The sequence below is a fragment of the Vibrio sp. 10N.247.311.14 genome (genome assembly GCF_041467715.1).
Taxonomy (GTDB): domain Bacteria; phylum Pseudomonadota; class Gammaproteobacteria; order Enterobacterales; family Vibrionaceae; genus Vibrio; species Vibrio crassostreae_C.
On the sequence record NZ_JBFSVE010000059.1, the window covers coordinates 1 to 25,590 of the forward strand.

The 25,590-nt window shown below is 43.1% G+C and carries 25 protein-coding genes and 1 tRNA gene; 13 read left to right on the forward strand and 13 right to left on the reverse strand.

Annotated elements, in window-relative coordinates; all coding sequences use genetic code 11:
- Positions 1–334 precede the first annotated feature (334 nt).
- The 5 genes from ychF to lolB all read right to left on the reverse strand — a co-directional run bounded on the left by ychF (position 335) and on the right by lolB (position 4,742).
- A complete protein-coding gene (gene ychF / locus AB6F11_RS18375) occupies positions 335–1,426 on the reverse strand; it encodes a redox-regulated ATPase YchF (RefSeq protein ID WP_010439159.1) in 1,092 nt (363 codons plus the stop codon).
- A 10-nt stretch (positions 1,427–1,436) separates the two neighbouring features.
- Entirely contained in the window at positions 1,437–2,027 is a 591-nt protein-coding gene (gene pth, locus AB6F11_RS18380) for an aminoacyl-tRNA hydrolase (RefSeq protein ID WP_004739815.1), read from the reverse strand.
- Between the two features lie 223 nt (positions 2,028–2,250).
- Positions 2,251–3,195, reverse strand: coding sequence for a ribose-phosphate pyrophosphokinase (locus AB6F11_RS18385; RefSeq protein ID WP_004739814.1), 945 nt, complete (start codon positions 3,193–3,195; stop codon positions 2,251–2,253).
- 27 nt (positions 3,196–3,222) lie between these two features.
- On the reverse strand, positions 3,223–4,098 hold the full coding sequence (gene ispE, locus AB6F11_RS18390) for a 4-(cytidine 5'-diphospho)-2-C-methyl-D-erythritol kinase (protein WP_170962373.1): 876 nt from the start codon (positions 4,096–4,098) through the stop codon (positions 3,223–3,225).
- Positions 4,095–4,742: a lipoprotein insertase outer membrane protein LolB gene (gene lolB, locus AB6F11_RS18395; protein ID WP_102393938.1), complete on the reverse strand. Its 648-nt coding sequence runs from the start codon at positions 4,740–4,742 to the stop codon at positions 4,095–4,097. Before lolB ends, ispE begins: the two co-directional genes overlap by 4 nt.
- Positions 4,743–4,902: 160 nt before the next feature.
- Here lolB and hemA point away from each other — a divergent pair, with 160 nt between their 5' ends.
- From hemA to ybaK, 8 genes are all read left to right on the forward strand, one after another.
- Positions 4,903–6,162, forward strand: a complete 1,260-nt coding sequence (gene hemA, locus AB6F11_RS18400) for a glutamyl-tRNA reductase (protein WP_017062312.1) — start codon at positions 4,903–4,905, stop codon at positions 6,160–6,162.
- A 28-nt stretch (positions 6,163–6,190) separates the two neighbouring features.
- Positions 6,191–7,279, forward strand: coding sequence for a peptide chain release factor 1 (gene prfA / locus AB6F11_RS18405; RefSeq protein WP_017062313.1), 1,089 nt, complete (start codon positions 6,191–6,193; stop codon positions 7,277–7,279).
- Positions 7,280–7,284: 5 nt separating this feature from the next.
- Complete coding sequence (gene prmC, locus AB6F11_RS18410) at positions 7,285–8,145, forward strand: peptide chain release factor N(5)-glutamine methyltransferase (protein WP_017062314.1); 861 nt, start codon at positions 7,285–7,287, stop codon at positions 8,143–8,145.
- A gap of 173 nt (positions 8,146–8,318) precedes the next feature.
- Positions 8,319–8,702: a SirB2 family protein gene (locus tag AB6F11_RS18415; RefSeq protein WP_009848726.1), complete on the forward strand. Its 384-nt coding sequence runs from the start codon at positions 8,319–8,321 to the stop codon at positions 8,700–8,702.
- Positions 8,703–8,729: 27 nt separating this feature from the next.
- The gene (locus AB6F11_RS18420) at positions 8,730–9,539 is read left to right on the forward strand and encodes a SirB1 family protein (protein ID WP_017062315.1); all 810 of its coding nucleotides are present in this window, start codon (positions 8,730–8,732) and stop codon (positions 9,537–9,539) included.
- Positions 9,540–9,561: 22 nt separating this feature from the next.
- Positions 9,562–10,416, forward strand: coding sequence for a 3-deoxy-8-phosphooctulonate synthase (kdsA, locus tag AB6F11_RS18425; RefSeq protein ID WP_017069619.1), 855 nt, complete (start codon positions 9,562–9,564; stop codon positions 10,414–10,416).
- 454 nt (positions 10,417–10,870) lie between these two features.
- Positions 10,871–12,532 carry a bifunctional UDP-sugar hydrolase/5'-nucleotidase UshA gene (gene ushA / locus AB6F11_RS18430; protein WP_017064163.1) on the forward strand — a complete coding sequence of 554 codons (1,662 nt, stop codon included), beginning with the start codon at positions 10,871–10,873 and terminating at the stop codon, positions 12,530–12,532.
- A 118-nt stretch (positions 12,533–12,650) separates the two neighbouring features.
- Positions 12,651–13,124: a Cys-tRNA(Pro) deacylase gene (gene ybaK, locus AB6F11_RS18435; protein WP_050651812.1), complete on the forward strand. Its 474-nt coding sequence runs from the start codon at positions 12,651–12,653 to the stop codon at positions 13,122–13,124.
- 106 nt (positions 13,125–13,230) lie between these two features.
- Here the strand turns inward: ybaK and rluF are convergent, their stop codons facing one another.
- The 3 genes from rluF to AB6F11_RS18450 form a co-directional block, all read right to left on the reverse strand.
- Entirely contained in the window at positions 13,231–14,364 is a 1,134-nt protein-coding gene (gene rluF, locus AB6F11_RS18440; RefSeq protein ID WP_017064161.1) for a 23S rRNA pseudouridine(2604) synthase RluF, read from the reverse strand.
- Between the two features lie 176 nt (positions 14,365–14,540).
- Positions 14,541–15,122 carry a DNA endonuclease SmrA gene (gene smrA / locus AB6F11_RS18445; RefSeq protein WP_017062320.1) on the reverse strand — a complete coding sequence of 194 codons (582 nt, stop codon included), beginning with the start codon at positions 15,120–15,122 and terminating at the stop codon, positions 14,541–14,543.
- Positions 15,123–15,311: 189 nt separating this feature from the next.
- The gene (locus AB6F11_RS18450) at positions 15,312–15,452 is read right to left on the reverse strand and encodes a DUF3149 domain-containing protein (RefSeq protein WP_017062321.1); all 141 of its coding nucleotides are present in this window, start codon (positions 15,450–15,452) and stop codon (positions 15,312–15,314) included.
- Positions 15,453–15,707: 255 nt separating this feature from the next.
- Here AB6F11_RS18450 and AB6F11_RS18455 point away from each other — a divergent pair.
- Positions 15,708–15,784 (forward strand) — tRNA-Pro (locus tag AB6F11_RS18455).
- A gap of 102 nt (positions 15,785–15,886) precedes the next feature.
- On the opposite strand, the gene AB6F11_RS18460 is transcribed toward AB6F11_RS18455, so the two are convergent.
- The 3 genes from AB6F11_RS18460 to AB6F11_RS18470 all read right to left on the reverse strand — a co-directional run bounded on the left by AB6F11_RS18460 (position 15,887) and on the right by AB6F11_RS18470 (position 18,602).
- Complete coding sequence (locus AB6F11_RS18460) at positions 15,887–16,555, reverse strand: LuxR C-terminal-related transcriptional regulator (RefSeq protein WP_102393937.1); 669 nt, start codon at positions 16,553–16,555, stop codon at positions 15,887–15,889.
- Positions 16,556–17,049: 494 nt separating this feature from the next.
- Positions 17,050–17,907, reverse strand: coding sequence for a curlin (locus AB6F11_RS18465; protein ID WP_102393935.1), 858 nt, complete (start codon positions 17,905–17,907; stop codon positions 17,050–17,052).
- Between the two features lie 83 nt (positions 17,908–17,990).
- Positions 17,991–18,602 (reverse strand): hypothetical protein, encoded by a 612-nt coding sequence (locus AB6F11_RS18470; RefSeq protein ID WP_017064156.1) that lies wholly within the window; start codon positions 18,600–18,602, stop codon positions 17,991–17,993.
- Between the two features lie 313 nt (positions 18,603–18,915).
- Here AB6F11_RS18470 and AB6F11_RS18475 point away from each other — a divergent pair, with 313 nt between their 5' ends.
- The 3 genes from AB6F11_RS18475 to AB6F11_RS18485 are packed head-to-tail and all read left to right on the forward strand — an operon-like array spanning position 18,916 to position 20,666.
- A complete protein-coding gene (locus AB6F11_RS18475) occupies positions 18,916–19,392 on the forward strand; it encodes a curli production assembly/transport protein CsgE (protein WP_240698163.1) in 477 nt (158 codons plus the stop codon).
- 10 nt (positions 19,393–19,402) lie between these two features.
- Positions 19,403–19,813, forward strand: a complete 411-nt coding sequence (locus AB6F11_RS18480) for a curli assembly protein CsgF (RefSeq protein ID WP_102393933.1) — start codon at positions 19,403–19,405, stop codon at positions 19,811–19,813.
- A gap of 16 nt (positions 19,814–19,829) precedes the next feature.
- Complete coding sequence (locus AB6F11_RS18485) at positions 19,830–20,666, forward strand: CsgG/HfaB family protein (protein ID WP_102393932.1); 837 nt, start codon at positions 19,830–19,832, stop codon at positions 20,664–20,666.
- A gap of 84 nt (positions 20,667–20,750) precedes the next feature.
- Here AB6F11_RS18485 and AB6F11_RS18490 read toward each other — a convergent pair whose 3' ends face one another.
- Positions 20,751–21,173, reverse strand: coding sequence for a hypothetical protein (locus tag AB6F11_RS18490; RefSeq protein WP_102321503.1), 423 nt, complete (start codon positions 21,171–21,173; stop codon positions 20,751–20,753).
- Positions 21,174–21,296: 123 nt separating this feature from the next.
- A complete protein-coding gene (locus tag AB6F11_RS18495; protein ID WP_102393931.1) occupies positions 21,297–22,184 on the reverse strand; it encodes a TraB/GumN family protein in 888 nt (295 codons plus the stop codon).
- A gap of 404 nt (positions 22,185–22,588) precedes the next feature.
- On the opposite strand from AB6F11_RS18495, the gene AB6F11_RS18500 reads away from it, so the two are divergent.
- The gene (locus AB6F11_RS18500; RefSeq protein ID WP_017071188.1) at positions 22,589–25,240 is read left to right on the forward strand and encodes a beta-N-acetylhexosaminidase; all 2,652 of its coding nucleotides are present in this window, start codon (positions 22,589–22,591) and stop codon (positions 25,238–25,240) included.
- Positions 25,241–25,590 lie beyond the last annotated feature (350 nt).

The following is a 25,590-nucleotide window of genomic DNA, read 5'->3' on the forward strand; positions in this document are numbered from 1 at the left end:
CCTGCGACCCCATCATTATGAGTGATGTGCTCTAACCAACTGAGCTAAGTAGCCATTTCCATATTGTTGCTCATTTCGAAACGTTGCCGCTTCGCTGTGAACGGGGCGCATTATGCGGAGTTGAGTGAAACCCGTCAACTTTTTTTTTGAATAAATCGCGAATAAACATCTGTTCGGTTTCTTTTTAGGCAAAGAGGCGTATTTGTCGACAAAAAACAGGTCTAAAAGGCGATATATATAGGAAGTTAAGTTTCTGGTGAGAGACAATTTAGAAAGGGGAAAAACAAAAAGGCCAGTGAATTCACTGGCCTTTTTTCTAGATGTTTAATCAGAATTATACATTGAAGCGGAAGTGAACAACGTCACCATCTTTAACGATGTATTCTTTACCTTCAAGGCGCCATTTACCTGCGTCTTTCGCACCGCTCTCACCGTTAAATTCGATGAAGTGATCGAATCCAACAACTTCAGCACGGATGAAACCTTTCTCGAAGTCTGTGTGGATCTTACCCGCTGCTTGTGGCGCAGTTGCACCTACAGGGATTGTCCAAGCACGAACTTCTTTAACACCAGCTGTGAAGTAAGTCTGAAGAGTCAGTAGTTCGTAACCAGAGCGGATCACTCGGTTAAGACCTGGTTCTTCGATACCCATATCCGCAAGGAACTCTTCGCGATCTTCGTCATCAAGCTCAGAAAGCTCTGATTCGATTGCTGCACAAACAGCAACAACAACGTTGTTTTCGTTTTCTGCGTATTCACGAACAGCGTCTAGGTATGGGTTATTTTCAAAACCATCTTCTGCAACGTTTGCGATGTACATTGTTGGCTTAAGCGTTAGGAAGTTTAGGTAGCCGATTGCTGCCGCCTCTTCTTTGCCAAGTTCAACAGTACGTGCCATACCACCTTCAGTTAGAACTGGAAGTAGCTTTTCTAGTACAGTGATTTCGAATTTAGCGTCTTTGTCGCCGCCTTTCGCTTTCTTTGCGTTACGTTGAATTGCACGCTCACAGCTGTCTAAGTCAGCCAGTGCAAGTTCTAGGTTGATCACTTCGATATCTTCAATTGGAGATACTTTGCCAGCAACGTGAACAATGTTTTCATTTTCAAAGCAGCGTACAACGTGACCGATAGCGTCAGTTTCACGGATGTTAGCTAGGAATTTGTTACCAAGACCTTCACCTTTAGATGCGCCAGCAACTAGGCCCGCGATATCTACGAATTCCATTGTCGTTGGAAGGATCTTCTGTGGATTAACAATTTTTGCTAATGCATCTAAGCGTAGATCTGGAACCGGAACGATACCTGTGTTTGGTTCGATCGTACAAAATGGAAAGTTTGCTGCTTCGATGCCTGCTTTAGTCAGTGCGTTAAACAGAGTTGACTTACCAACGTTTGGTAGACCAACGATGCCACATTTAAAACCCATGATATAAACCTTATTCTGCTTTGAACGTATGTAAGCGATTTTGTGCTTTTGGTAGGCCATCTTTTAATAAGATGTCTAGGCTGCGAACCGATTCGTCAACGACGGCCTCGATACACTCTTGCTCTTTTTGAGGAGCTTTGCCTAATACATAACCTGCAACTTTATCTTTGTGTCCTGGATGGCCGATGCCTAATCTAAGACGATAGAATTCTTTATTGTTACCCTGCTTGCTGATGATGTCTTTCAGACCATTATGTCCGCCATGACCACCACCTTTTTTAAACTTTCCAATACCAGGAGGCAGATCTAACTCATCGTGAGCGACCATGATCTCTTCTGGTTTAATTTGGTAGAACTTTGCTAAGGCTGCAACTGCTTTGCCTGACAAGTTCATAAAAGTCGTTGGGATCAGCAAACGAAGATCTTCACCGTGAACCATGATACGACCCGTTAGGCCAAAGAACTTTGGTTCGTTCTTTAGTGTCACGTTATGTACACGCGCTAATTCTTCAACTACCCAAGCGCCCGCGTTGTGGCGAGTTTTGGCGTATTCTGGACCTGGATTAGCCAGTCCAACGAGAAGTTTTATTTGTTGGCTCAAGGTATGGATCTCTCTTGGGATTTCAAAAAGCGCCGTATGATATCACAGTTTATGAAAAAGGTGCGAGCTAGCTGATAGCTGCGCGATTATTCCTGTTTGTGATAACTAGCAGTGCAATATTACTCAGACATAAAAAAAGCACTTCATTGACTGAAGTGCTTAATATCTTTCTCTCGCGTGTTTCTAAAACCAAGCTTTTGTAAAAAAAGCTATTGGGCTTTGATTAGTTGAACATCGCTGAGATTGATTCTTCGTTGCTGATACGACGAATCGCTTCAGCAAGCATGCGAGAAAGGCTAAGTGTTGTCACTTTACCCGTCGCAGCCATCTCTGGAGATAGAGAGATAGAATCCGTTACGATAACTTGGTCTAGAACAGAGTTCTTGATGTTGTTCGCAGCAGTACCAGAGAAAACAGCGTGAGTTGCGTAAGCGAATACACGCTTAGCACCGCGCTCTTTAAGCGCTTCAGCTGCTTTACATAGTGTGCCACCCGTATCGATCATGTCATCAACGATAACACAGTCACGACCTTCAACATCACCGATTAGGTTCATTACTTCAGAAACGTTAGCACGTGGACGACGCTTATCAACGATAGCGATGTCAACATCACCTAGCGCTTTAGCCGTTGCACGAGCACGTACAACACCACCAAGGTCTGGAGAAACCACTACTGGGTTTTCTAGGCCACGGTTAGCCATGTCTTCTAGAAGAACTGGAGTGCCGAAGATGTTATCAACAGGTACATCGAAGAAGCCTTGGATTTGCTCTGCGTGTAGGTCGATAGTAAGAACGCGGTCAACGCCAACGTTAGAAAGGAAGTCTGCAACAACTTTTGCAGTAATTGGCACACGAGCAGAACGTACACGACGATCTTGACGGGCATAACCGAAGTAAGGGATTACAGCAGTAATACGGCCAGCAGAAGCACGGCGCATTGCGTCAATCATTACCACCAATTCCATAAGGTTGTCATTGGTTGGTGCACAAGTTGATTGAATCAGGAATACATCGCTACCACGAACGTTTTCATTGATTTGAACAGCGACTTCGCCATCAGAAAAACGGTCTACAGTAGCATCGCCAAGAGAGATGTATAGACGATCAGCAATACGTTGGGCTAGTTCAGGTGTTGCGTTACCAGCAAATAGCTTCATATCAGGCACGGTGGAAACCTCGGGTTGCGTCCAGTTTTAAATAGATTGTGGGTGGGCTGATTGGTATTCAGCCAGAGTTTCTTTTAAAGGAGAAATGTTTCTTCCTTTCGCTACGAAAGCGGAAACTGTGTCAGGCAGTTGTTCTCGCACCAATTCGGCTTCTTTTTTGCTGTTAAATTCAGCAAAAACGCACGAACCTGTACCAGTCAATCTCGACGGCGCGTATTGTAGCAGCCATGAAAGTTGCTTATCAACCTCTGGGTACAGCATTCGCACAATTTTTTCGCAATCGTTTACGTATTCTTGCTCTAGAAGCGTTGCTAGCGCTCGCTTTGGCGTATTTCGAGTTAATTCTGAATGTTTGAATATGTCTGCAGTTGCTATGCTCACTTGAGGTTTGGCGACTAGATACCATTTTTCATCCGGATTAGCTGGTGACAATTGTTCTCCAACCCCTTCAGCAAAGGCGGCGTGGCCTCGAACGAAGACAGGAACGTCAGCACCAAGCTTCAAACCGATCTCGGCGAGTTGATCGTCTGACAGGTTGAGTTGCCATAAATAATTCAGAGCGACCAACACGGTTGCTGCATTTGAAGAGCCTCCGCCAATACCGCCACCCATAGGCAGTACTTTCTTGAGTTCAATATCGGCACCGAAACAGGTTGAGGTATATTGCTGTAGCGCAGTAGCGGCTTTCCAGATCAGGTTGTCTTCAAGTGCTACCCCAGGGATTTCTGGTGTGATTGTTATCGAGCTAGTTTCTGAGTTTGCGGTAACCGTCAGTTCATCACCAAAATCGACAAACTGAAATAAAGTTTGAAGTTCGTGATAGCCATTGTCACGTCGACCAGTGATATAGAGAAATAAATTCAGTTTAGCCGGAGAAGGCCAATGCGTTGGCGTTGTTATCATTTTTTCAGTGTCCACTTCGAAACTACAATGTTGATTTTGTTATCGTCTTGCTTGAATGACAATCGAGTAGGGAGGGGGATGCTTTCTACATTAGTGTTGTCTTCATCTGAGAGGTGTTTACTCTGCATCTCAGTATTTCGATAATTAGCGAAGTTCAGTGTCCATAGCTGGCTGCTGACTTGTTTGGTTAGAGACTCAAGCGTGTTGGTCGTGTTCAATTGGTAGCTATCGGCTTGGTCTGGAATGCCAAGGAACCATTGTGGCAGGTGATCAATAGGGATCTGTAAACCTGTCAGCTGCTCAACCAAGACTGAAGCGCTCGCATGAGTAAATACTTGATCACCATAGGTCACGACTTTTGCACCCGATGGATCTATGGTTAGGTTCAGTGCAGTTTGACCGAGAAAAGTAGTGAGCCTTAATTGACTTTGATTTGGTGAATGTTTCCAAATGAAATTTAGGCTTTGACGTTGCTCTGGGGAAATGTAAGCGAGCTTGCCTGAGGCTTGATAGTTGTCTATCTGTAAAAGCCGATCTTGATGACTTTGCCATTCAACGCTGGTTGGTTGTTCTGGGATAGACGAGCAACCCACCATAGTTATGGCCATAAAAATAAGAGACGCGATTTTGAGAAGCTTGCTCATGTTTGCTCACAACTTGTTCAAATTTATCTAAAAAACGCTTCAACTATAGCATTGAATTCACGAACTCAGGAAAACAAATCCCGCTTGCTCTTTAAATAGAGCCATGCATCAAGTAAAATTCGCCCCTTGTTTCCATTCCCTGATCGAGAACTTCTGATACATGTCTTTGCTTGCCGTAGGTATCAATCACAATACAGCGTCGGTTGAATTGCGAGAAAAAGTCGCTTTTGGTCCAGATAAATTATCTGAGGCACTCAAGCAACTTAACGCAAATGCACACGTGAATGGAAGTGTCATACTTTCTACCTGTAATCGAACTGAAGTGTATTGCGACGTTAAAGGCGTGGCTAAAAACAAACTCATCGATTGGTTGTCGGTTTTCCATCAAGTTAGCCCTGAAGAGCTAAAGCCAAGCCTTTATATCCATGAAGAGCAGGCGGCGATTAAACACTTAATGCGCGTTGCTTGTGGTTTGGACTCTTTAGTCTTGGGTGAACCGCAGATCTTAGGTCAGGTGAAGCAAGCGTATACGGACTCGCGAGAGAACAAATCCGTTGATGCTTCAATGGAAAAACTATTCCAGAAATCATTTTCTGTTGCGAAGCGTGTTCGAACTGAAACTGAAATCGGCGGAAGCGCGGTTTCTGTAGCTTACGCAGCCTGTACCTTAGCCAAGCATATTTTTGAATCGATTGCCGATTCAACCGTGTTATTGGTGGGGGCGGGTGAAACGATTGAGTTGGTGGCTAAGCATCTTTCAGCAAATGGCTGTACCAAGATGATAGTGGCTAACCGAACTCGTGAGCGTGCTTTAGGGCTGGCTGAAGAGTTTGGTGCTGAAGTGATCAGCCTAAATGAGATCCCTGATCATCTGCATCGAGCGGATATCGTGATCAGCTCAACCGCCAGTCCGTTACCTATTATAGGTAAGGGTATGGTAGAGACCGCACTGAAGACGAGAAAACATCAACCTATGTTATTGGTTGATATTGCGGTTCCGCGTGATGTGGAATCGCAGGTTGGTGATCTAAATGATGCCTACCTTTATTCGGTTGATGATTTGCAGTCGATTGTTGATGGCAATATCGAACAACGTAAAGTTGAAGCGATTCAAGCTGAAGCGATCGTCAGTGAAGAAAGTGCCGCGTTCATGAGTTGGATGCGCTCTTTACAAGCGGTAGACAGTATTCGAGATTACCGTAAATCGGCTAACGAAATCCGCGAAGAATTATTAAGTAAAAGTTTACAATCGCTTGCCGCTGGCGGTGACCCTGAAAAAGTTTTACTCGAGCTCAGCAATAAGCTCACAAACAAATTGATCCATGCTCCAACGCGCGCACTTCAAAGTGCAGCTGAGCAAGGAGAACCTGCAAAATTAATGGTCATTAGACAGAGTTTGGGCTTAGAAAACCCTCAATAATATTAGACCTCCAACAAGATAAGACATTATGAAAGCCTCGATTCTAGTAAAGCTTGAAACACTTGTTGAACGCTATGAAGAAGTTCAACATCTACTTGGTGATCCAGATGTAATCGGGAATCAAGACAAATTCCGTGCACTTTCGAAAGAATACTCTCAACTTGAAGAAGTGACAGCTTGCTTCCAGTCATACCAGCAAGCGAAAGAAGATCTAGAAGCTGCTGAAGAGATGGCAAACGAAGACGACGCAGAAATGCGTGAAATGGCTCAAGATGAAATCAAAGATGCGAAAGCAGCAATTGAGCGTCTGACTGATGAGCTACAGATTCTTCTTATTCCAAAAGATCCAAACGATGAGCGTAACTGTTTCCTTGAAATCCGTGCAGGTGCGGGTGGTGATGAAGCGGGTATCTTCGCGGGCAACTTGTTCCGTATGTACTCTAAGTTTGCTGAGAAGAAAGGTTGGCGCGTTGAAATCATGAGCAGCAATGCTTCTGAACAAGGCGGCTACAAAGAGATGATCGCTAAGGTTAGTGGCGACGCTGTTTACGGCACCATGAAGTTTGAGTCAGGCGGTCACCGTGTACAACGTGTTCCTGAAACCGAATCTCAAGGCCGTGTTCACACGTCAGCATGTACAGTTGCCGTTATGCCGGAAATCCCAGAAGCGGATCTTCCAGAAATCAAAGCGGGCGACCTTAAAATTGATACTTTCCGTGCATCAGGCGCGGGTGGTCAGCACGTTAACACCACGGATTCAGCAATCCGTATTACTCACTTACCAACGGGTACAGTAGTAGAGTGTCAGGACGAGCGTTCTCAGCATAAAAACAAAGCGAAAGCGATGGCTGTTCTTGCTGCTCGTATTGTTCAAGCAGAAGAAGAGCGCCGCGCGGCAGCGGTTTCTGATACACGTCGTAACCTACTAGGTTCGGGTGACCGTAGTGACCGTATTCGTACGTACAACTACCCACAAGGTCGTGTTTCGGATCACCGTATCAACCTTACTATCTACCGTCTTAACGAAGTACTTGAAGGTGACATGCAAAGCTTGCTTGATCCTGTACTTCAAGAGCACCAAGCCGATCAGCTTGCTGCACTTGCAGAGAACAACTAACCAGTATGCAGTCAGCATATACGGTTGAAAGTGCTTTAAAAGCAGCAATCGTAAAGCTTCAAGAGGGTGATAACACATCACCCTCTATTGATGCCGCGGTACTGCTTTGTCACGCCTTAGATAAACCAAGATCTTACCTACTGACTTGGCCTGAGAAGCATCTCACCTCAGAGCAAGAGTCTGAATTCAATGCCCTTCTAAAACGTCGCTTAACCGGTGAGCCTGTGGCTTACATTATCGGTGAGCGTGAGTTTTGGTCACTGCCGTTAAAAGTTTCCCCTTCTACATTAATCCCACGCCCAGATACCGAGCGTTTGGTTGAAGTAGCGTTGGATAAAACCTTTGGCAAGCAAGGCGCGATTCTCGATTTAGGGACAGGTACAGGTGCTATCGCGTTAGCATTAGCGTCTGAGATGCCGAATCGACAGGTGACGGGTATTGATCTTCGCCCTGAAGCGCAGCAGCTTGCGACAGAGAATGCACAGCGTCTCAACATCACCAATGCGACTTTTTTGCATGGTAGTTGGTTTGAGCCTTTGAGCTCTGAAGGCGTTGTGAAATTCTCTCTGATTGTTTCTAACCCGCCATACATTGAGAAGAATGATCCTCATTTGTCTCAAGGCGATGTGCGTTTTGAGCCGATCACAGCACTGGTTGCTGAAGAGAAAGGGCTTGCAGATATTCGATACATTTCTGAAAACGCACGTGGCTTTTTGGAAAATGAAGGTTGGTTAGCATTTGAACACGGCTATGACCAAGGTTTGGCAGTTCGTGAGATTATGCAGGCGCTCGGTTATCTCGATGTTGTCACAGAGAAAGATTACGGTGGTAATGACCGAGTGACATTGGGTCGTTACTGTTCATAGTTAGTGATTGTTAATCGTCTTGTGAGCAATGGATGATGAACTTGCTAAATTGATACCTTTAACTCGACAATACATTTCACCCGATGATGCATTTAACGCAGAAATACAGAGCATTAACGGGTATTGTGTGGCTCGTGTTAACGAAAGCACATATCAAAATATAAAGGAATACCATGTACGAAGGTTTAAAACATTTTCACTTACTAACGATTGCGATAAGCGCACTGCTGCTTTCGATTCGTTTCGCTCTTATGATGGCTAACTCTCCAAAGCTTAAGCATCCTTTCTTGCAGCGTTTTCCTCATATCAATGATTCGTTGCTATTGCTATCGGGTATTGGTTTGATTTTCATCACTGGCTTTATTCCATTTACACCAGCAGCACCATGGTTAACCGAAAAACTAACTTGTGTTATGGCTTACATCGCATTAGGTTTCTTTGCGCTTAAGCTAGGTAAAAACAAGCTACTGAGAGTATTCTCTTTCTTTGGTGCGCTTGGCTGGTTAGCGATGGCAGGCAAAATCGCAATGACCAAGACACCAACATTTTTCGGTTAATTATCTCCTTATTTCGGTTAACTATCTATGTACGAATTTTTTGATGAAGACTTTGACCAGCTAGAATTAGCTGAAGGTGCATTGATCTTAAATAAAGCGATTAACCCAGAAACTCAAGACAGTTGGGCAGAGCAAGAGCTGGCGAGATTGTTAAAAGACGCCGAGTTTGCTTTGGTTAATGAAACCGATGAACAGCAGAAGTTTGAATTTTTTATTCGACTATTCTTTTATGAATGGGGCTTTGCTGGCGATAAAGATGCGTATTTCTCTTCGGAAAACGCGTTCATCGATAAAGTGCTTGAGAGAAAGAAAGGCATTCCAGTGAGTCTGGGGGCGATCTTTCTTTTTCTAGGTCGCAAGCTAGGCTTTCCTGTAGAGGGCGTCTCTTTTCCGACTCAATTCTTACTTAAAGTAAGTTGGTACGGGCAAGCTGCGGCCTACATTAACCCTTATAACGGTGAGTACGTTGGCGAACAAACGCTGCGAGCATGGCTAATTGGCCATGATGGCCCATTAGCTAAGGTGAAACCTGAGCACCTAGAAGTCGCCGACCACCCAACAATTATTGGTAAGTGGTTAGCCCTGCTCAAGAGTGCACTGCTGCGAGAAGAGCGTTATACGCTTGCATTGAAGTGTACTGACCTTGCTTTGACGTTTGTACCTGATGACCCATATGAAATCCGTGACCGCGGTTTTATCTATCAGCAGCTAGACTGTCACCAAGTAGCCGCAACCGATTATCAATATTTTATCGACCAATGCCCAGATGACCCTGCATCTGAGTTACTGAAATCTCAAGTGAACGTCATGAACGAAAAGACAGTGGTCGTTCACTAATTAATAATTACTTAGAGAGAATATGATGGAACAAAAAACAGTTCACATTGGCGATATGCCAATTGCAAACGACAAGCCATTTACGCTATTTGCAGGCATGAACGTTCTTGAATCTCGCGATCTTGCTATGCAGATCTGTGAGCACTATGTAAAAGTAACCGAAAAGCTAGGCATCCCTTACGTATTTAAGGCGTCTTTTGATAAAGCGAACCGCAGCTCAGTTCATTCATACCGTGGTCCAGGAATGGAAGAAGGTCTTAAAATCTTCCAAGAGCTGAAAGATACTTTCGGCGTGAAGATCATTACTGATATCCACACAGAAGCTCAAGCTCAGCCTGTTGCGGATGTGGTTGATGTAATCCAACTACCTGCATTCCTAGCTCGTCAAACTGATCTTGTTGAAGCAATGGCTAAGACTGGCGCGGTAATCAACGTGAAGAAGCCTCAGTTCATGAGCCCGAATCAAGTTGGCAACATCGTTGATAAGTTCGCTGAGTGCGGTAATGACAACATCATCCTTTGTGAGCGTGGCGCTTGCATGGGTTACGATAACCTTGTTGTGGATATGCTTGGCTTTGGCGTAATGAAGAAGTCTTCAAACGGTAGCCCAATCATCTTCGACGTGACGCACTCTCTACAAATGCGTGACCCATCAGGTGCTGCATCTGGCGGTCGTCGTGAGCAAACGGTTGAACTTGCTAAAGCGGGTCTTGCTACGGGTATTGCGGGTCTGTTCATTGAAGCTCACCCAAACCCAGACCAAGCTCGTTGTGATGGCCCATCTGCGCTACCTCTAGACAAACTAGAGCCGTTCTTGAAGCAGATGAAAGCACTTGATGACCTTATCAAAGGCTTTGAGCATATTGATATTAAATAATTGAGATGGATGTGAAGTAACGGAAACGTTATTTAACAAAGTTGATCTAAGAAAGCCCAGTTCTCTGAATTGGGCTTTTTTTTATCTCGTAAAATCAGCCGAACATAAACCGTTCATTTAAAGAGTTGTTAACGTGGCGGGTTATTACCTAAGAAACTCTTATATGAGTGTGAGGTCAGTCCTGTTTGCAGTAAATTACTGATATTCATCACACTTTGTAAGTAAACGATTGCTTGTGATGCAGGGGAAGTTTGAGTGTAATCTCATAATTTTGTTACACTTAACTGTTGACCTATGCGTGACCAATTCGACATAAATATGAAATCGTCGTGTTACATCTAGAATGTTAATTTAAGATTAGTCATGTTGAAGTCTTATTGTTCGAACTCCAGGAAAGGGGTCGCAATAGATTATAAAAAGCAGTGGATTCCCTAAAAAGTTCAAAGGTATGACAATGAAGCAACGCCTTATTCTAAAGACAGCACTAAGTGCTGCAATTCTAGCTACTCTAGCTGGGTGTGCGTCTCAATCAGCTCATGATTGGAACCAAGACGAAACTTACAAGCTAACGATTCTTCACACAAACGATAACCATGGTCGTTTCTGGCAGAATAAATATGGCGAATACGGCATGTCTGCACGTAAAACGCTAGTTGACCAACTTCGTTCAGAAGTTGAAGCAGAAGGCGGTAGCGTGTTGCTTCTATCTGGCGGTGACATCAACACGGGTGTTCCAGAGTCAGACCTTCAGGACGCAGAACCTGATTTTAAAGGTATGAACAAAATTGGTTACGATGCCATGGCATTGGGTAACCACGAGTTTGATAACTCTTTAGACGTATTACAAAAGCAGATCGACTGGGCTAACTTCCCAATGCTATCTGCAAACATCTACGATAAAGCGACAGGTGAACGTAAGTTCCAAGCTTACGAGATGTTCGAAAAGCAAGGCATCAAGATTGCGGTTATTGGTTTAACAACTGAAGATACCCAAAAGATTGGTAACCCTGAATTTATCGCAGGCATCGACTTCCGTGATCCTAAAGAAGAAGCGAAGAAGCTAATCGCTGAACTTAAAGAAACAGAAAAACCGGATCTAATCTTTGCTGTGACTCATATGGGTCACTACGAAAATGGCCAACGTGGTGTTAATGCTCCGGGTGATGTCGCACTTGCTCGTTACCTAAACGAAGGCGATCTAGACATGATCGTTGGTGGTCACTCTCAAGAGCCTGTATGTATGGAAGGCCCTAACGTTGCGAAGAAAAACTTCAAGCCGGGTGATGAGTGTAAGCCTGACGTACAGAACGGTACTTACATCGTTCAAGCTCACGAGTGGGGCAAGTACGTAGGTCGTGCTGATTACGAATTCCGTAATGGCGAGCTAGAGATGGTTAGCTACGACCTGATTCCAGTTAACCTTAAGAAGAAAGTTAAGATCGACGGTAAGAAGCAACGTGTTCTTATTCAAGATGAAATCGCACAAGACCCAGAGCTACTTGAATTCCTACGTCCTTTCCAAGAGCAAGGTCAGGCACAGCTAGAAGTTCAAATCGCTGAGACAAATGGCAAGCTTGAAGGCGATCGTAACGTCGTTCGTTTCCAACAGACCAACCTAGGTCGTTTGATTGCGACTTCTCACATGGAGCGTGCAAAAGCAGACTTCGCTGTGATGAACTCTGGTGGCGTTCGTGACTCAATTGAAGCCGGTAATGTTACTTACAAAGATGTACTGAAGGTACAGCCTTTTGCAAACATCCTGACTTACACAGACATGACGGGTAAAGAAGTTCTGGATTACCTAAATGTAGTAGCGACTAAACCAATCGATTCTGGTGCTTACGCTCAGTTTGCTGGTATCTCTATGACAGTAGCGAACGGTGAAGTATCGAATGTATTCATCGGTGGCAAACAGCTTCGTCTAGACGAAACTTACCGTTTCACAGTACCAAGCTTTAACGCTGCTGGTGGTGACGGTTACCCTAAACTGTCTGATCACCCAGGTTACGTAAATACTGGTTTTGTTGATGCTGAAGTACTGAAAGAGTACCTAGAAGCAAACAGCCCGGTTGACGTGAACAAGTACGCGCCTTCAGGCCAAATGGTTTACAAGTAATTGAATCCAAGCAATTGTATCAATAGGTGCTAAATTAGATTGACTCTAGCACCATGATAAATTTAACTAAAGCGACGCCTCGGCGTCGCTTTTTGTTTATCTATCGTTTGGATTTGTTATGACCCCAGCAATCAATCTCGCCAAGAAAAAGAAAATCGCTCATAGCGTGCATCAGTACCATCATGATGCCAATAATACGAACTATGGTTTAGAAGCCGTTGAAGCGCTTGGTCAAGATCCCAAACGTGTATTCAAAACGCTGTTGTTCTGCTTGAATGGTGTGGCGAAAGATTTGGCAGTCGCCGTTATTCCTGTCGACCAGAAGCTAAACCTAAAGCTGGCAGCAAAAGCGGCGAAAGGCAAAAAAGCAGAGATGGCTGATCCAGATATTGCTCAGAAAACCACGGGTTATGTCGTGGGGGGAATTAGTCCGCTTGGTCAGAAGAAAGCACTACCTACCTTCGTTCATTCCAGTGCGACAGGTTTTGAAACGATATGTGTGAGTGCAGGTAAGCGTGGGCTAGAGATTGAATTAGACCCAAAAGACTTAACACTTCTGACTCGCGGCCAGTTTGCTGATTTATGTTTATAGATTGTCGTCGTCATGATGATAAAACTATCGAATGACCAACAAAAACGCCCGCTAGACTAATCTAGCGGGCGTTTTTATATCGAGAGTCTCGTCTTACTGATTCAGACTACTTCTTCAGACCTAAAGTACCACCAACACGCTTTGGTGCAGGTTTGTTCGGTCTGTTTGAATCTTGGCTGCGGTTTGCCGGCTTCCCGCTTCTACGATCGGTATTATCGCGATCTGTGCGATTGCGATCCGAACGATTTCTATCTGAATTAGAACGCTCTGAACGAGAGTTCGATTTCCAGTTCTCGGTATTACCACCGCTTTCACCATTCGATGAATTGCGGCCACGCTTTGAATTAGGTGCATGACGGAATTCATCCGCATTGTTACCGCGGTAAGTGCGAGTACGGTTCTCGTTTTGATTACGGCGCGCTGTTGAAGCTTGGTTCTCTTCACGGCTATCAAAAAGTTTCGCGTCAGTCGCTTTGCGAATGCGTTGACCTTTCGCGTTCATTTTTGACGCATCTTCCGTACTTACTGAGCCTTCACACATCGCTAAAATTTCAGTGATCTCTTCGTCGCTCAGGTAGCGCCATTTGCCGTTAGGAATACCGTCTAGTGAGATATTCATAATACGAACACGGCGTAGCTTAAATACTTCATAACCGAGCGCTTCACACATACGGCGAATTTGGCGGTTAAGGCCTTGTGTTAGCGTAATTCGGAATGAGAACTTAGTCTCTTTCTCTACTTTACATGGCAAAGTGACTGTATCGAGAATGTGAACGCCAGCGCCCATTTGCTTCAAGAATTCCGTCGTAATCGGCTTATCTACACGCACCACGTATTCTTTCTCGTGGTTGTTACCTGCACGTAGGATCTTGTTTACGATGTCGCCGTCATTGGTTAGGAAGATAAGGCCATCAGAAGGCTTATCTAGACGACCAATCGGGAAAATGCGCTTGTGGTGGCCAATAAAGTCGACGATGTTGCCAGGAATATCACGCTCAGTCGTACAGGTGATACCTGTTGGTTTATTGAGAGCAATGTAAATCGGCTTCTCTTTTGAGCGAACAGGCTTATTGTCGATCTCAACATCATCACCTGGCAAGACTTTAGTACCCATTTCAGGGATCTTACCGTTAATAGTAACTCGGCCTGCATCAATCAGTTTATCGGCTTCGCGGCGTGAGCAAAAACCAGTTTCACTGATGTATTTATTAAGGCGTTTAGCTTGGGATTCTTGTGACATGATATTCTCTTAGCGTTTCACAACGGAAATGTAGATAAACAAAAAGCAACCTTTGGATAGTTGCTTTGAGTTGAAATTCGTTAACTGAGGTAATTTTAGCACTTGGTGTGAGTCTAGGCACGAAATATCGATCTTGATGCAAAATCGTTACTAGTCCATTTATCTATCTCAACCTATTAACTGGTGCGTTTTTGATGGCGCTCTCTGTTCTCTAGCTTTTTCTCATTACTCTTTCTGAGCATTACGTAGACTGCGCCCGTACCACCATGAAATTGCTGAGCAGAATGAACACATTGAACGTCGTTGATTTGTGTTAGCCAATTTGCCACGTAGCTTTTCATCATTGCAGGTGGATTCGAACGCTCACCCTTACCATGAACAATGATGACGGTACGAACATCCATTCTTAAACACTGACGCAAAAATGAAAGCACTTCGTTACGTGCGTCTTTCAGTGTTTTCCTATGAAGGTCGAGCTTGGCTTGAATAGGGTATTTTCCTAGGCGCAGCTTTTTGTATACGCCTTCTTGTACACCGTCTTTTTTATAAGCAACAACATCGTCTGGCTTGATCATTGGCGAATAGTCTAATGATAAGTAGTCTTTCTCGTCGTCAGACAGCCACATAGCGGCTTCACGCTTAGCAAGGTGAGATTCTGTGACTCGGTGTACTTTCTGGTGTTCAGCGGTGTCATGGTCGATACGTTTAACATCGCCCATCATTTCTTGGAATAGATCTAAGTCATCATCATGAGACATAGTGTGTATCTCAAGTTGGAGAAGGATAGGGTAAGTATACCTAAGTTGAGGTTAGGTTTAAAAATGAAAAAACCGGAGAAGACAATAAGTCTGCTCCGGTGTAAAGCGTTTTGACATTTAGTTATAAAATAAAGTAATACTTATAAAGTAAAACAATGCTTAAAAGTAAATGATTTAGGCAGAGCGATTCTAGTGAGGAGATTTTTCAGTCATAACTTTGTATATGAAGAAGCCTCCATAAAACATCATGAGACCCAGAGCCCCGAAGATTACTATCATTGAAGATAGTCCCACCGCATTACCAAATAGGAGATCTAGCCAAAAGTCCATGTGTATACCTCAAAGTTATATGACATGGCTTAGTGTATTAACAAGCATTATCAATTCACTGATCTGGATCAATCCTGTTTCATCAGTTAAATACTTGTTGGTAACTGTGTGTTTTTCGTCACATCATGCTCGTTGTTGTATGTCTTTTGTTCGAACGATTCAAAATCGCAATAAATATGAGAAAAAGCGCTTGCGGATAAATTCAGAACCCGTATTATACGCTCCATCGACAGGCAATGAGCCAGTTAGATATCTCGGTGAATAGCGCAGCTTGGTAGCGCATCTGGTTTGGGACCAGAGGGTCGGGGGTTCGAATCCCTCTTCACCGACCACATTAAAGAAAGCCGTAGCAGAGATGCTACGGCTTTTTTGTATTTGGGATTTCTACATTCTAACTGCATTGACTGTTTATGGTTGAGGGCAGAGAGTTAGGTCTATTGGACAAACTCATTTGTCGCAATGTTGTTCTTAACCCAGATCAAAGCTTGTAAGCGATTCTTCACCTTGATTTTTTTAAACGTGTTGTGAAGGTGTGCTTTGACCGTATTCTCACTGACATAGAGGGTATCTGCTATCTGAGTGTTAGATGCTCCATCACCGAGTAACTTAATGATCTGCTGCTCGCGTTTGGTCAGCTTGAGGTAATGAGGGCTGGTTTTGGCGCATTGTCTGTCTCTATAAAAACGGATGTATTTATAGATCAGCTTTCTGCTCATCCACATCTCGCCTTGCAAAATGCAGTTAAAGCCGGCCACGAGCTTTTCAAGGGTGTCCGACGTATAAAAAATGCCGACAAGATACTGCCATTTAAGCATTTCAGAGTGCGGGAAATCGCCTGGTGTATTGAGTAGCACTTCATGGACATCACTTGCTACGTCATCTCTGAGCTCCTGGTATTTCTCAATGTATTGCTTACTCATTGTCGGGAAATCAATAATAATCAGAACTAAGTCATCGTTTTTTAGGGATTTAGCACTGAGCCTTTCCGGTGATATGAGTTTTATGTTCAGGTTAACTTTCTGTTCTATAGACTCTTTTAGTAGTATCGATTGTAAATTGTTCTCCGCAAGTAAAATAGCGTTATGAGCCTCCAGCTTAGCCATGTGGAACTCCTTTTCTTAACTCATTACTTGAACTTTAGGTGTTTTAGTTTAAAGCACGTATTGTTATTTTGCTAATTTTTAAAGCTAATTATTCATCAAATTTATGAAATTAATTTAATAGTATTGTCGAAGGTAAAATAATACTTAAGTAGAAAGAGGGAATTACCGAGATTTATGGTTTTATTTTATTGATTGTACAGTCTTTATGAATTTTCCAGATCCCCTTGTTTGGGTGAAGTTTTATAGTGGCAGGAAACTGATTTATATTAATAATCAACGTTGTAATACCACTATTCGTATTCTGGTTGAAATTAGAGTTGGTGTTCGTACTCAACGTTAATGAAGATGCCACACTGTTATTTATGGTCAGAATAAGACTTTTATTTTTTATCAGGCACTGTACTGAATTTAAATCAGAAGAAAATCCATTAAAATGGAAAGAAATAAATAAAACGGCGACCAGCGCCGTTTTAGTAAATGTATAAAAATTCATATTAGTTTTGGTAGATAAGACCAACGTTTCCGTTTGCGCCATTACCTAATACAGCAGCGTTATCATATGATGTTTGCTCTATCATAAATTGGTTCATGTTACTGTTAGTTAAACTAACTGTTGCGTTTGAATGAGAACCTGTTTGAAGAGTGAATACTCGGTTATCGTTACTGTTCATTAGATCGATATCAACATCATTTCTATCACCACCACCAACATCTGTATTGACGATAGTTTCTACGTAGTTTCCGTCACCCCAGATGTCGATAGCAACATCGTTTCTATCAACACTGCCGTTACTAAACTCAGTGTAAGTGGTATTAGAGTTACCGTTGATGTACACGTCAGCTTCGTTTCGGTCAGCACCACCTTTCGCTTTCACTACCGAAATGTTGTCATCACCCATCTGAGTAACTCGTAGGTCATTATTTCGACCGGCACCTTGTACTTTAACTCTGGCTTGGTTACGTAAACCATCTTGATCTATGAGTGCGTTGTTTCTTTTGTAACGTAATTTCACGTGAGCTTCATTGAGATTACCACTTTGTTCAACAACTACGTCCGATTTATAACTCGCGTGGGTATCAACGAGTGCTACGTGACCATCTGTTACACCTGATGTGTTTTGGTTAATAGTTACATTAGCCATGTCACCGCTACCCATTTGCCACACTGCAGTATTGTCCATAGCTAACGGCTCTATTGCTGCTACTTTCCCTTTAATACCAAGATCAGTTGTGCCCTCTTTCACACCTATTGCTGGCTCTGGTGCAGGATAGGGTGCAGGAAGTGGATCTGCTTGAGCTGCATTAAAACCAATGATGGCACCGACTATAATTCCAATTTGTGTAAGTTTCATAAGTTGTATCCTTATACATTTCCATGTCGACGTTGTTGCTGCTTCACAGAGAAGCAACTTGAATCAAGCTTCCATACTGCGCGCTAATTGGCTTGATTGATGTGAATTCTCATTGAGCTAGACGCTTTCACTAAAGCAAAGTCGTTGCCGTCTTGAGAAATTCCTAAATTACTTCTTCCAGAACCAACCAAATAAGCAGTATTGCCATTGCCTTTTTGGTCAATGCTCAGTTGACTACTCTGTCTTGAGAAGTTAGCTTGTCCGATAACTGCTAAATTGTTATTCCCGTCTTGGGAAATAAGCGCTTCAGAATTTACTCCGAGTTGCCCAATTGCGGCATCGTTATTTGAACCATTCTGGTCTATTAAGGCGGTATTATTGCGCCCTGTTTGACCAATGTATGCGGAGTTAGAACTTCCGCTTTGCGTTATCTTCGCTCTGTTGTTCGCGGTAATACCAGGACTGCGTTGCTTTATTATTGCTATTGAATCAGTAGCATTAGATATATTTAATTCTGAATAATTATCTAAATCTCCAGAAGAGAAGCTTTCTAAATAATTATAATCATTGACTATATCTTGATTAACATTATGTAAAAAATCCCCTTCTATATCTGACGCGATAGCATTATTAAAACCTCCTGATAAAAAATATAAACAAGTTAAGCTGATAAGTGATGCTTTCCCAATTACCATCATCTTTACCTTAAAGTGTTCGTGATTATGATCCCTACGAAAATAAACTGCGTAGGGAATGAGTGAACCTTTGTCTTATCGAAATCCTAGGCCTTGAATTTACGAACAGCTATAAACTTAAAGTTGAAAATATTTAGTTGTTCATATGAAATTTAATTAGTATTTGACCGAATCCTACCAACCTTAGTTAATCAATTCCCTTCAGTAATTAATTCGAAAGTTTATATATGCCACTGTAAGCATGAATTACGCTTTATTCAGTTTCAACGAATCACATTCTCATTTTGTAAATAGACTTTGAATGGGAGCACATATGAAAATCAAGCTGCTTACAATAACTCTGCTTTCCTTTGCTCTTCATGCAGAAGAAAAGAGTCATGGTCTTGAAAATGCTGCTCCTTTAGAAAATGGACAAAAACTTGAGGACTCGACAAATAATCTTAAGGAAAAATTCAATGACTTCAGTGAAGTCGATGGAATCATTGTGGACAGAACCATTACGCGGTTGGGAGAGGATTTCTATTTTTTCTTCTCGCAATCGCTCAACGAGAGTTATCCCGACCTTAAGGAAAATTTGACGGTAAAAGAAAGGCCAACGGCGTTATCAGGAAGCATCATAGAGGTTCAACACTCTAGAAAACCGATCTTCCGTACGGCGTTGTCCCCTGGTCGTAGACAAGCGAAAGAACGCGCTGCCGATGCAACACGAGTGGTTGGGAATTACATCATCCGATGGCAAGCGGAACGGATCTTTCAGGACACTTACGATCTAGACCATGATGAATTTTAAGGAGCCAAGGATGTCGATATGTTTCAGAAAGGCTGTGCTTATTGTGTTGCTCGCTTCGCCTTCGGTTTACTCGAGCGAGTTAGTTTACACGCCCGTAAACCCAAGTTTTGGCGGAAATGCTTTAAACAGCTCTCACCTTTTTAATCACGCTAATGCCATCAATGATTTTGAAGACCCAAGTGCAAGGGATATCTTTGATGAGCAAGAATCAGCCTTAGATCGTTTAGCGTCTAGTTTAGAGTCTCGTTTGATAAGCCAGTTGCTTGCTGATGTAGGTAACGGAAATACAGGGCAGTTAGAAACAGATGACTTTTTCCTCAATATTGTTGACGACTCCGGGACCTTACTCGTTCAAATCGTCGATAAAGCGACAGGGGAATCAACAGAAATCAGTGTTTCGGGACTAAACCCAGACCTCTAATCACAAGGATTGTGTTATGAAATCGATCATTATCGTCCTCTTGACCTTTGTGTTGGGAGGGTGCACTTACTCTATGCAAATTCCAGAGACTTCTGAAACGCCAAAACTGATGCCGAGAGGATCGACTTATACCGATCTTATCTCATTACCTCCGCCTCGCGGCAAAATATTGGTCTCAGTTTATGACTTTAGAGATCAAACAGGCCAATACAAGCCTCAGCCAAACAGTAACTTTTCCACAGCAGTGCCACAGGGTGGGACGTCTTTATTGACGACAGCACTTATCGACTCTCAGTGGTTTGTACCTCTGGAGCGTGAAGGGCTCCAAAACTTATTGACTGAACGTAAGATCATTCGAGCGGCTCAGAAAAAAGATAAGGTCGTAAATAATCATGGGGCAGACTTGTCGTCTTTGAGTTCCGCTAACATCGTCATCGAAGGCGGGATTGTGGCTTATGACTCGAATATCGTGACAGGCGGTGCGGGTGCTAAGTATCTTGGGATCGGTGGTTCTGGACAATATAGAACGGATCAAGTCACTGTGAATTTAAGAGCGGTTGACGTTAGAACCGGGCAAGTTTTATTGAGTGTCACCACCACTAAAACTATCTCTTCACACGAGATTGGGTTCGGCGCATTTCGATTTGTTGATTACAAAGAACTGTTGGAAGTTGAAATGGGCTATAGCCAAAATGAACCGGTCAATATTGCTGTGATGTCTGCTATTGATGCCGCGGTGATTCATTTGATTGTGAAAGGAATGAAGCGTGGAATGTGGTCGCCGGGCGATCCGAATGCATTAAAAAATCCGATTATCGCACGTTATTCCGAAGCGAGTACAGACATACTTTAAGCTACCGAGTAAGCAGCAAAATAGGGCTATGCGGAAAACGGACCTTTCCCTTAGCCCTGTTTTTTTCTTCAAGCAACTCAATGATCAATTCACATCACACGTAATATCTTTTATCGGTGTTTCCGAGGTAACAAAACAAACATACGCTTCCGCTGGCTTATTCGGGCCTATTCGAATGTAACCTGCCTTTATTTCATCTTCATCAAACGTCACCGAGTGAGAGCTTCCCGTTTGGTTGTCGTAAAAGTTTGCTTCAAAATTGTTGTTCATTTGGCTTGCGATACGGTTTCGTGTTGTAGATGTTGTGAACGTAATATTGGCGCAGCGCATCGGTGGTTTCTCTGTAATCAAAAACTGTCCGCTTTCTTTATCTAATACACCGCCTTTGGTATCCGGTTGTATGTCTATCGCCTGAAACTGTTCGATGGTGCATGTTTCTTTGGCTGAGGCTATTGAGGGCATCAGCATCGTGAGGGCTAAAGGGAAAGCAAAAAGTACTGGTTTCATTAGAACAACGCCATAGGTAAAAAGAGCGAAAGATAATAGCACTGCAATGGTGCTATTAAATGTAAAGATTCTGTTATTAAGGAAATGCTTTTATAATGAAAAGGTCATGCCCTAATTAACCAACTAGCTGTCTTCGTTAACCTCAAACTGACACTGTGCTTGTTTGCTCTGTGATTGTTGATTAACTGTAAAGCCTTTCTTTTCTAACAGTTCTAACAGGTTGCCTTCTCCTATCAGGTGTAAAGTACCGACGACTAACAAGTAGTGTCCTTTCGTATCGAGTTTCCAGTCATTGGCAGACAGTTTGTTTGCCCAGTCTACGTTGCGATCCGTTAGGAATGCTTTTTCAAGATCGGTTGGCATTTCAGATAATTCCGCAAAATCCTCAAGTTTGGACTCATCACCCGCTTTCCAGCTTTCAATCAGGCAATGAACCACGCGATCAGTTTGGTCAAATTCTTCAAGGCTACTGACTAACCACTCTTTACCGTCGTCCTTTTGTTTTGTCATCAGGTCTATTTGGAATTGCAGAGGCTCCAAACTGATAACCGGAACATCTTGGGTAGTCGCTTTGTTCGCTAGCGTCGCATCAACGCCGCTGGCGGAGCCATAACCAAGGTTTTTTAACTGCTGCATTTGTATGGAGAGAGAAGTTGCCCAAGGCGGTGAACTAAGCAGCTGTTGCGTCGGCATGCCCAATGATTTTGATATGTCGGTTAATAATTGCAGCTGTTCTGTATTGAGTACATCGGCAGTCGTTAGTTTGTTGCGGGGATATAAAACGCCATCAGACTTTCTGATATCCGTTTCGATAATTAAGCCATCACTGTTTTTTAGCGCGTCGGTGATCGCCGAAGGAAGGGGGTACATACTCTCGTCTCCAACGTGCACTGAACCTAAGATAGTGAGTGTCAGATCATCCTTTTGTGCTTGCCAATAAAGGGGCTCGGCGACCGCTTGCCTAGCTGAAAAAGCGAGAACGAATAAAACCATGTACCAGAGTGGACGCAAAGGGAGCTCCTTAAGGAAGTATTAAACTCGTTAAAATCGATTTTGACGGTGTTTTTTAACGGTTTTTTTTGAGAACAATGTCACGTTGTTTGTACGAAAAGTATAATAATACGCTGAAACTCTAAATCCTTTCTGACTACCAATGACACGATTTTATGAAATCGGTAAAAAAGATTGTGATTCATTTCTCAAATTTTACGTCAAAATTAAAATGACGGAAGTGCCGTTGCTTGTAACTTGATGATTTTATTTAAATTAAATTTATAAAAATTTTTGAGATTTGAAGCCGATCACTTTATTAGCTCGATTTAATTCACGGTAAAAAATAAGCCCATATAGTTTATCTAACTTTCGAAGCGCTCCATTTTGCTTCTTACTCAATTTTTAATTTATGGGTGAATACGATGTTGAAGAGAAACTTACTATCTGTAGCGGTATTGGCTGGCCTAACAGGTTGTGCAGTAACGCAAGCACCAGAACAAAAAGTAGTGAATGCACTGGCTGATAATCTTGATGTTCAGTACGAAATTCTAACTAATCATGGTGCGAATGAAGGCTTGGCTTGTCAGGACCTAGGTGCTGAATGGGCGTCATGTAATAAAGTGAACATGACGCTAACCAATGACGGTGAAGCGATTGACTCTAAAGATTGGAGCATCTACTTCCACAGTATTCGTCTTATTTTAGATGTTGATAATGAGCAATTTAAGATCACTCGCGTTACTGGTGACCTTCACAAGCTAGAACCTACTGAAAAATTTGACGGCTTTGCGGCTGGTGAAGAAGTGGTTCTTCCGTTAACGAGTGAATACTGGCAACTGTTTGAAACTGACTTTATGCCAGGTGCATTCGTGACGGCGCCAAACGCAGAACCTAAGATGATTGCATCATTGAATACAGAAGATGTTGCATCGTTCGTAACTGGTCTAGAGGGTAATAACCTTAAGCGTACGCCTGATGATAATAACGTAATGGCGACAGCGGTGACGCGTTTTGAAAAGAATGCTGATCTAGCAACGCAAGACGTATCAACTACTTTACTACCAACGCCAATGTCGGTAGAAGCCGGTGAAGGTTCAGTTAGCATTGCTGGTGGTATTGCCCTACCTAAAGACGCATTCGACGCTGAGCAATTCGCAGCAATTGAAGAACGTGCAGATGTGGTAAACGTAGATGTGAGTGGCGACCTACCTGTGAGTGTCGCTGTTGTTCCTACTCAGTTTACGGGTGATTTAGCGAAATCTGGCGCTTATGAACTAAGCATCTCGGAAGAGGGGATTGCAATTAAAGCGTTTGATAAAACAGGTGCTTTCTACGCAGTTCAGTCTATTTTTGGCCTAATAGACAGTCAGAACGCTGAATCATTACCACAACTGTCAATTAAAGATGCGCCGCGCTTTGATTATCGTGGCGTGATGGTGGACGTTGCTCGAAACTTCCACTCAAAAGATGCCATCCTAGCAACGCTAGATCAAATGGCGGCATACAAGATGAATAAACTGCACCTTCACCTAACGGATGATGAAGGTTGGCGTTTAGAAATTCCAGGTTTACCAGAGCTAACGGATGTAGGGTCTAATCGTTGTTTTGATTTGGATGAACAAAGCTGCTTACTGCCTCAGCTAGGTTCTGGTCCAACAACAGACAACTTTGGCTCTGGTTTCTTTAGTAAAGCGGATTACGTCGAGATCCTAAGCTACGCTAAAGCGCGCAGCATCGAAGTTATCCCTGAAATTGATATGCCAGCACACGCTCGTTCAGCTGTGGTATCAATGGAAGCGCGTTACACTCGTCTCATGGCGGAAGGCAAAGAAGCAGAAGCGAACGAATACCGCTTGATGGATCCGCAAGATACATCGAATGTAACCACGGTTCAGTTCTACGATAAGCAAAGCTTCATTAACCCATGTATGGAGTCATCAACTCACTTCGTCGATAAAGTAATCTCTGAAGTGGCGGCAATGCACCAAGAAGCGGGCGTACCGCTAACGACTTGGCACTTCGGCGGCGATGAAGCGAAAAACATCAAGTTAGGCGCAGGCTTACAAGATATTAATGCAGAAGATAAAGTGGCTTGGAAAGGCAACATCGATTTGTCTAAGCAAGATAAGCCGTTCCAACAATCACCACAATGTCAGTCATTGATCGCTGATGGTACTGTAAGCGATTTCGGTCATCTACCAAGCCACTTCGCAGAACAGGTTTCTAAGATTGTTGCTGAGAAGGGTATTCCCCACTTCCAAGCATGGCAAGATGGTCTGAAATACAGCGAAGGCGAGGAAGCATTTGCGACCGAAAGTACACGCGTGAACTTCTGGGACGTTCTTTACTGGGGCGGAACTTCATCAGTATACGATTGGTCAGCAAAAGGGTATGACGTGATTGTCTCTAACCCAGACTACGTATACATGGATATGCCATACGAAGTTGATGCAGCTGAGCGTGGTTACTACTGGGCAACACGTGCAACCGATACTCGTAAGATGTTTGGCTTCGCACCAGAAAACATGCCACAAAACGCAGAAACATCATTAGACCGTGATGGCAATGGTTTTACTGGTAAAGGTGAGGTTGAAGCGAAACCTTTCTACGGTCTGTCAGCTCAACTTTGGTCAGAAACAGTACGTACTGACGAGCAATATGAATACATGGTGTTCCCTCGCGTATTGGCAGCAGCAGAGCGCGCATGGCACCGAGCAGATTGGGAAAACGACTACAAGGTTGGTGTTGAATACTCTCAAGAAACTAACTTAGTGAATAAGCAAGCGTTGAACAGCGACTTTAATCGCTTCGCGAATATTCTTGGTCAACGTGAGCTAGCTAAGCTAGAAAAAGCGGGTATTGATTACCGACTACCAGTTCCAGGTGCGAAGGTTGTTGACGGTAAGCTAGCGATGAACGTTCAATTCCCAGGTGTAGAGCTGCAATACTCTGCTGATGGCGAAAACTGGCTAACATACGATGAGCAACAACGTCCATCAGTTTCTGGTGAGACTTACATCCGCTCTATTTCAGAAAGTGGTGAGAAAGTAAGTCGAGTGACCTCAGTTAAATAATCGATAAGCACTATTAGTAGAAGAGCTCCTGACCTTTATCTTATTCAAGATAAAACGGGAGCTCTTTTTGTTTACTGCGAATTAGGTGCATATCCAAAACTGAAACATATAGAAATCGCCTTTGGTCATATCATCAACAATGCACATAAGGTGACTTTAATCCCAAAAGTGACGCGCTTCTCATTATTCTCTTCAAAAAAAAAGCCCCCTGTAAAAAACTCTAAATCAGATGTGATTCAACTATCTAGATTTAATTTTTCTTCGTGAAATAACGTGATCCCGATCTGTATATTTTTCCATCTTAAGTTTTTTATCAATTTTTATGTTTTTAAGTTGTTGATTTTAAGGTT

Coding starts and splice junctions, on each gene's coding strand:
- ychF (WP_010439159.1), bottom strand. CDS start 1,426: ATGGGTTTTAAATGTGGCATCGTTGGTCTACCAAACGTTGGTAAGTCA.
- ispE (WP_170962373.1), bottom strand. CDS start 4,098: ATGATAACAACGCCAACGCATTGGCCTTCTCCGGCTAAACTGAATTTA.
- lolB (WP_102393938.1), bottom strand. CDS start 4,742: ATGAGCAAGCTTCTCAAAATCGCGTCTCTTATTTTTATGGCCATAACT.
- hemA (WP_017062312.1), top strand. CDS start 4,903: ATGTCTTTGCTTGCCGTAGGTATCAATCACAATACAGCGTCGGTTGAA.
- prfA (WP_017062313.1), top strand. CDS start 6,191: ATGAAAGCCTCGATTCTAGTAAAGCTTGAAACACTTGTTGAACGCTAT.
- prmC (WP_017062314.1), top strand. CDS start 7,285: ATGCAGTCAGCATATACGGTTGAAAGTGCTTTAAAAGCAGCAATCGTA.
- AB6F11_RS18415 (WP_009848726.1), top strand. CDS start 8,319: ATGTACGAAGGTTTAAAACATTTTCACTTACTAACGATTGCGATAAGC.
- AB6F11_RS18420 (WP_017062315.1), top strand. CDS start 8,730: ATGTACGAATTTTTTGATGAAGACTTTGACCAGCTAGAATTAGCTGAA.
- kdsA (WP_017069619.1), top strand. CDS start 9,562: ATGATGGAACAAAAAACAGTTCACATTGGCGATATGCCAATTGCAAAC.
- ushA (WP_017064163.1), top strand. CDS start 10,871: ATGAAGCAACGCCTTATTCTAAAGACAGCACTAAGTGCTGCAATTCTA.
- ybaK (WP_050651812.1), top strand. CDS start 12,651: ATGACCCCAGCAATCAATCTCGCCAAGAAAAAGAAAATCGCTCATAGC.
- rluF (WP_017064161.1), bottom strand. CDS start 14,364: ATGTCACAAGAATCCCAAGCTAAACGCCTTAATAAATACATCAGTGAA.
- smrA (WP_017062320.1), bottom strand. CDS start 15,122: ATGTCTCATGATGATGACTTAGATCTATTCCAAGAAATGATGGGCGAT.
- AB6F11_RS18450 (WP_017062321.1), bottom strand. CDS start 15,452: ATGGACTTTTGGCTAGATCTCCTATTTGGTAATGCGGTGGGACTATCT.
- AB6F11_RS18460 (WP_102393937.1), bottom strand. CDS start 16,555: ATGGCTAAGCTGGAGGCTCATAACGCTATTTTACTTGCGGAGAACAAT.
- AB6F11_RS18465 (WP_102393935.1), bottom strand. CDS start 17,907: ATGAAACTTACACAAATTGGAATTATAGTCGGTGCCATCATTGGTTTT.
- AB6F11_RS18470 (WP_017064156.1), bottom strand. CDS start 18,602: ATGGTAATTGGGAAAGCATCACTTATCAGCTTAACTTGTTTATATTTT.
- AB6F11_RS18475 (WP_240698163.1), top strand. CDS start 18,916: ATGAAAATCAAGCTGCTTACAATAACTCTGCTTTCCTTTGCTCTTCAT.
- AB6F11_RS18480 (WP_102393933.1), top strand. CDS start 19,403: ATGTCGATATGTTTCAGAAAGGCTGTGCTTATTGTGTTGCTCGCTTCG.
- AB6F11_RS18485 (WP_102393932.1), top strand. CDS start 19,830: ATGAAATCGATCATTATCGTCCTCTTGACCTTTGTGTTGGGAGGGTGC.
- AB6F11_RS18490 (WP_102321503.1), bottom strand. CDS start 21,173: ATGAAACCAGTACTTTTTGCTTTCCCTTTAGCCCTCACGATGCTGATG.
- AB6F11_RS18500 (WP_017071188.1), top strand. CDS start 22,589: ATGTTGAAGAGAAACTTACTATCTGTAGCGGTATTGGCTGGCCTAACA.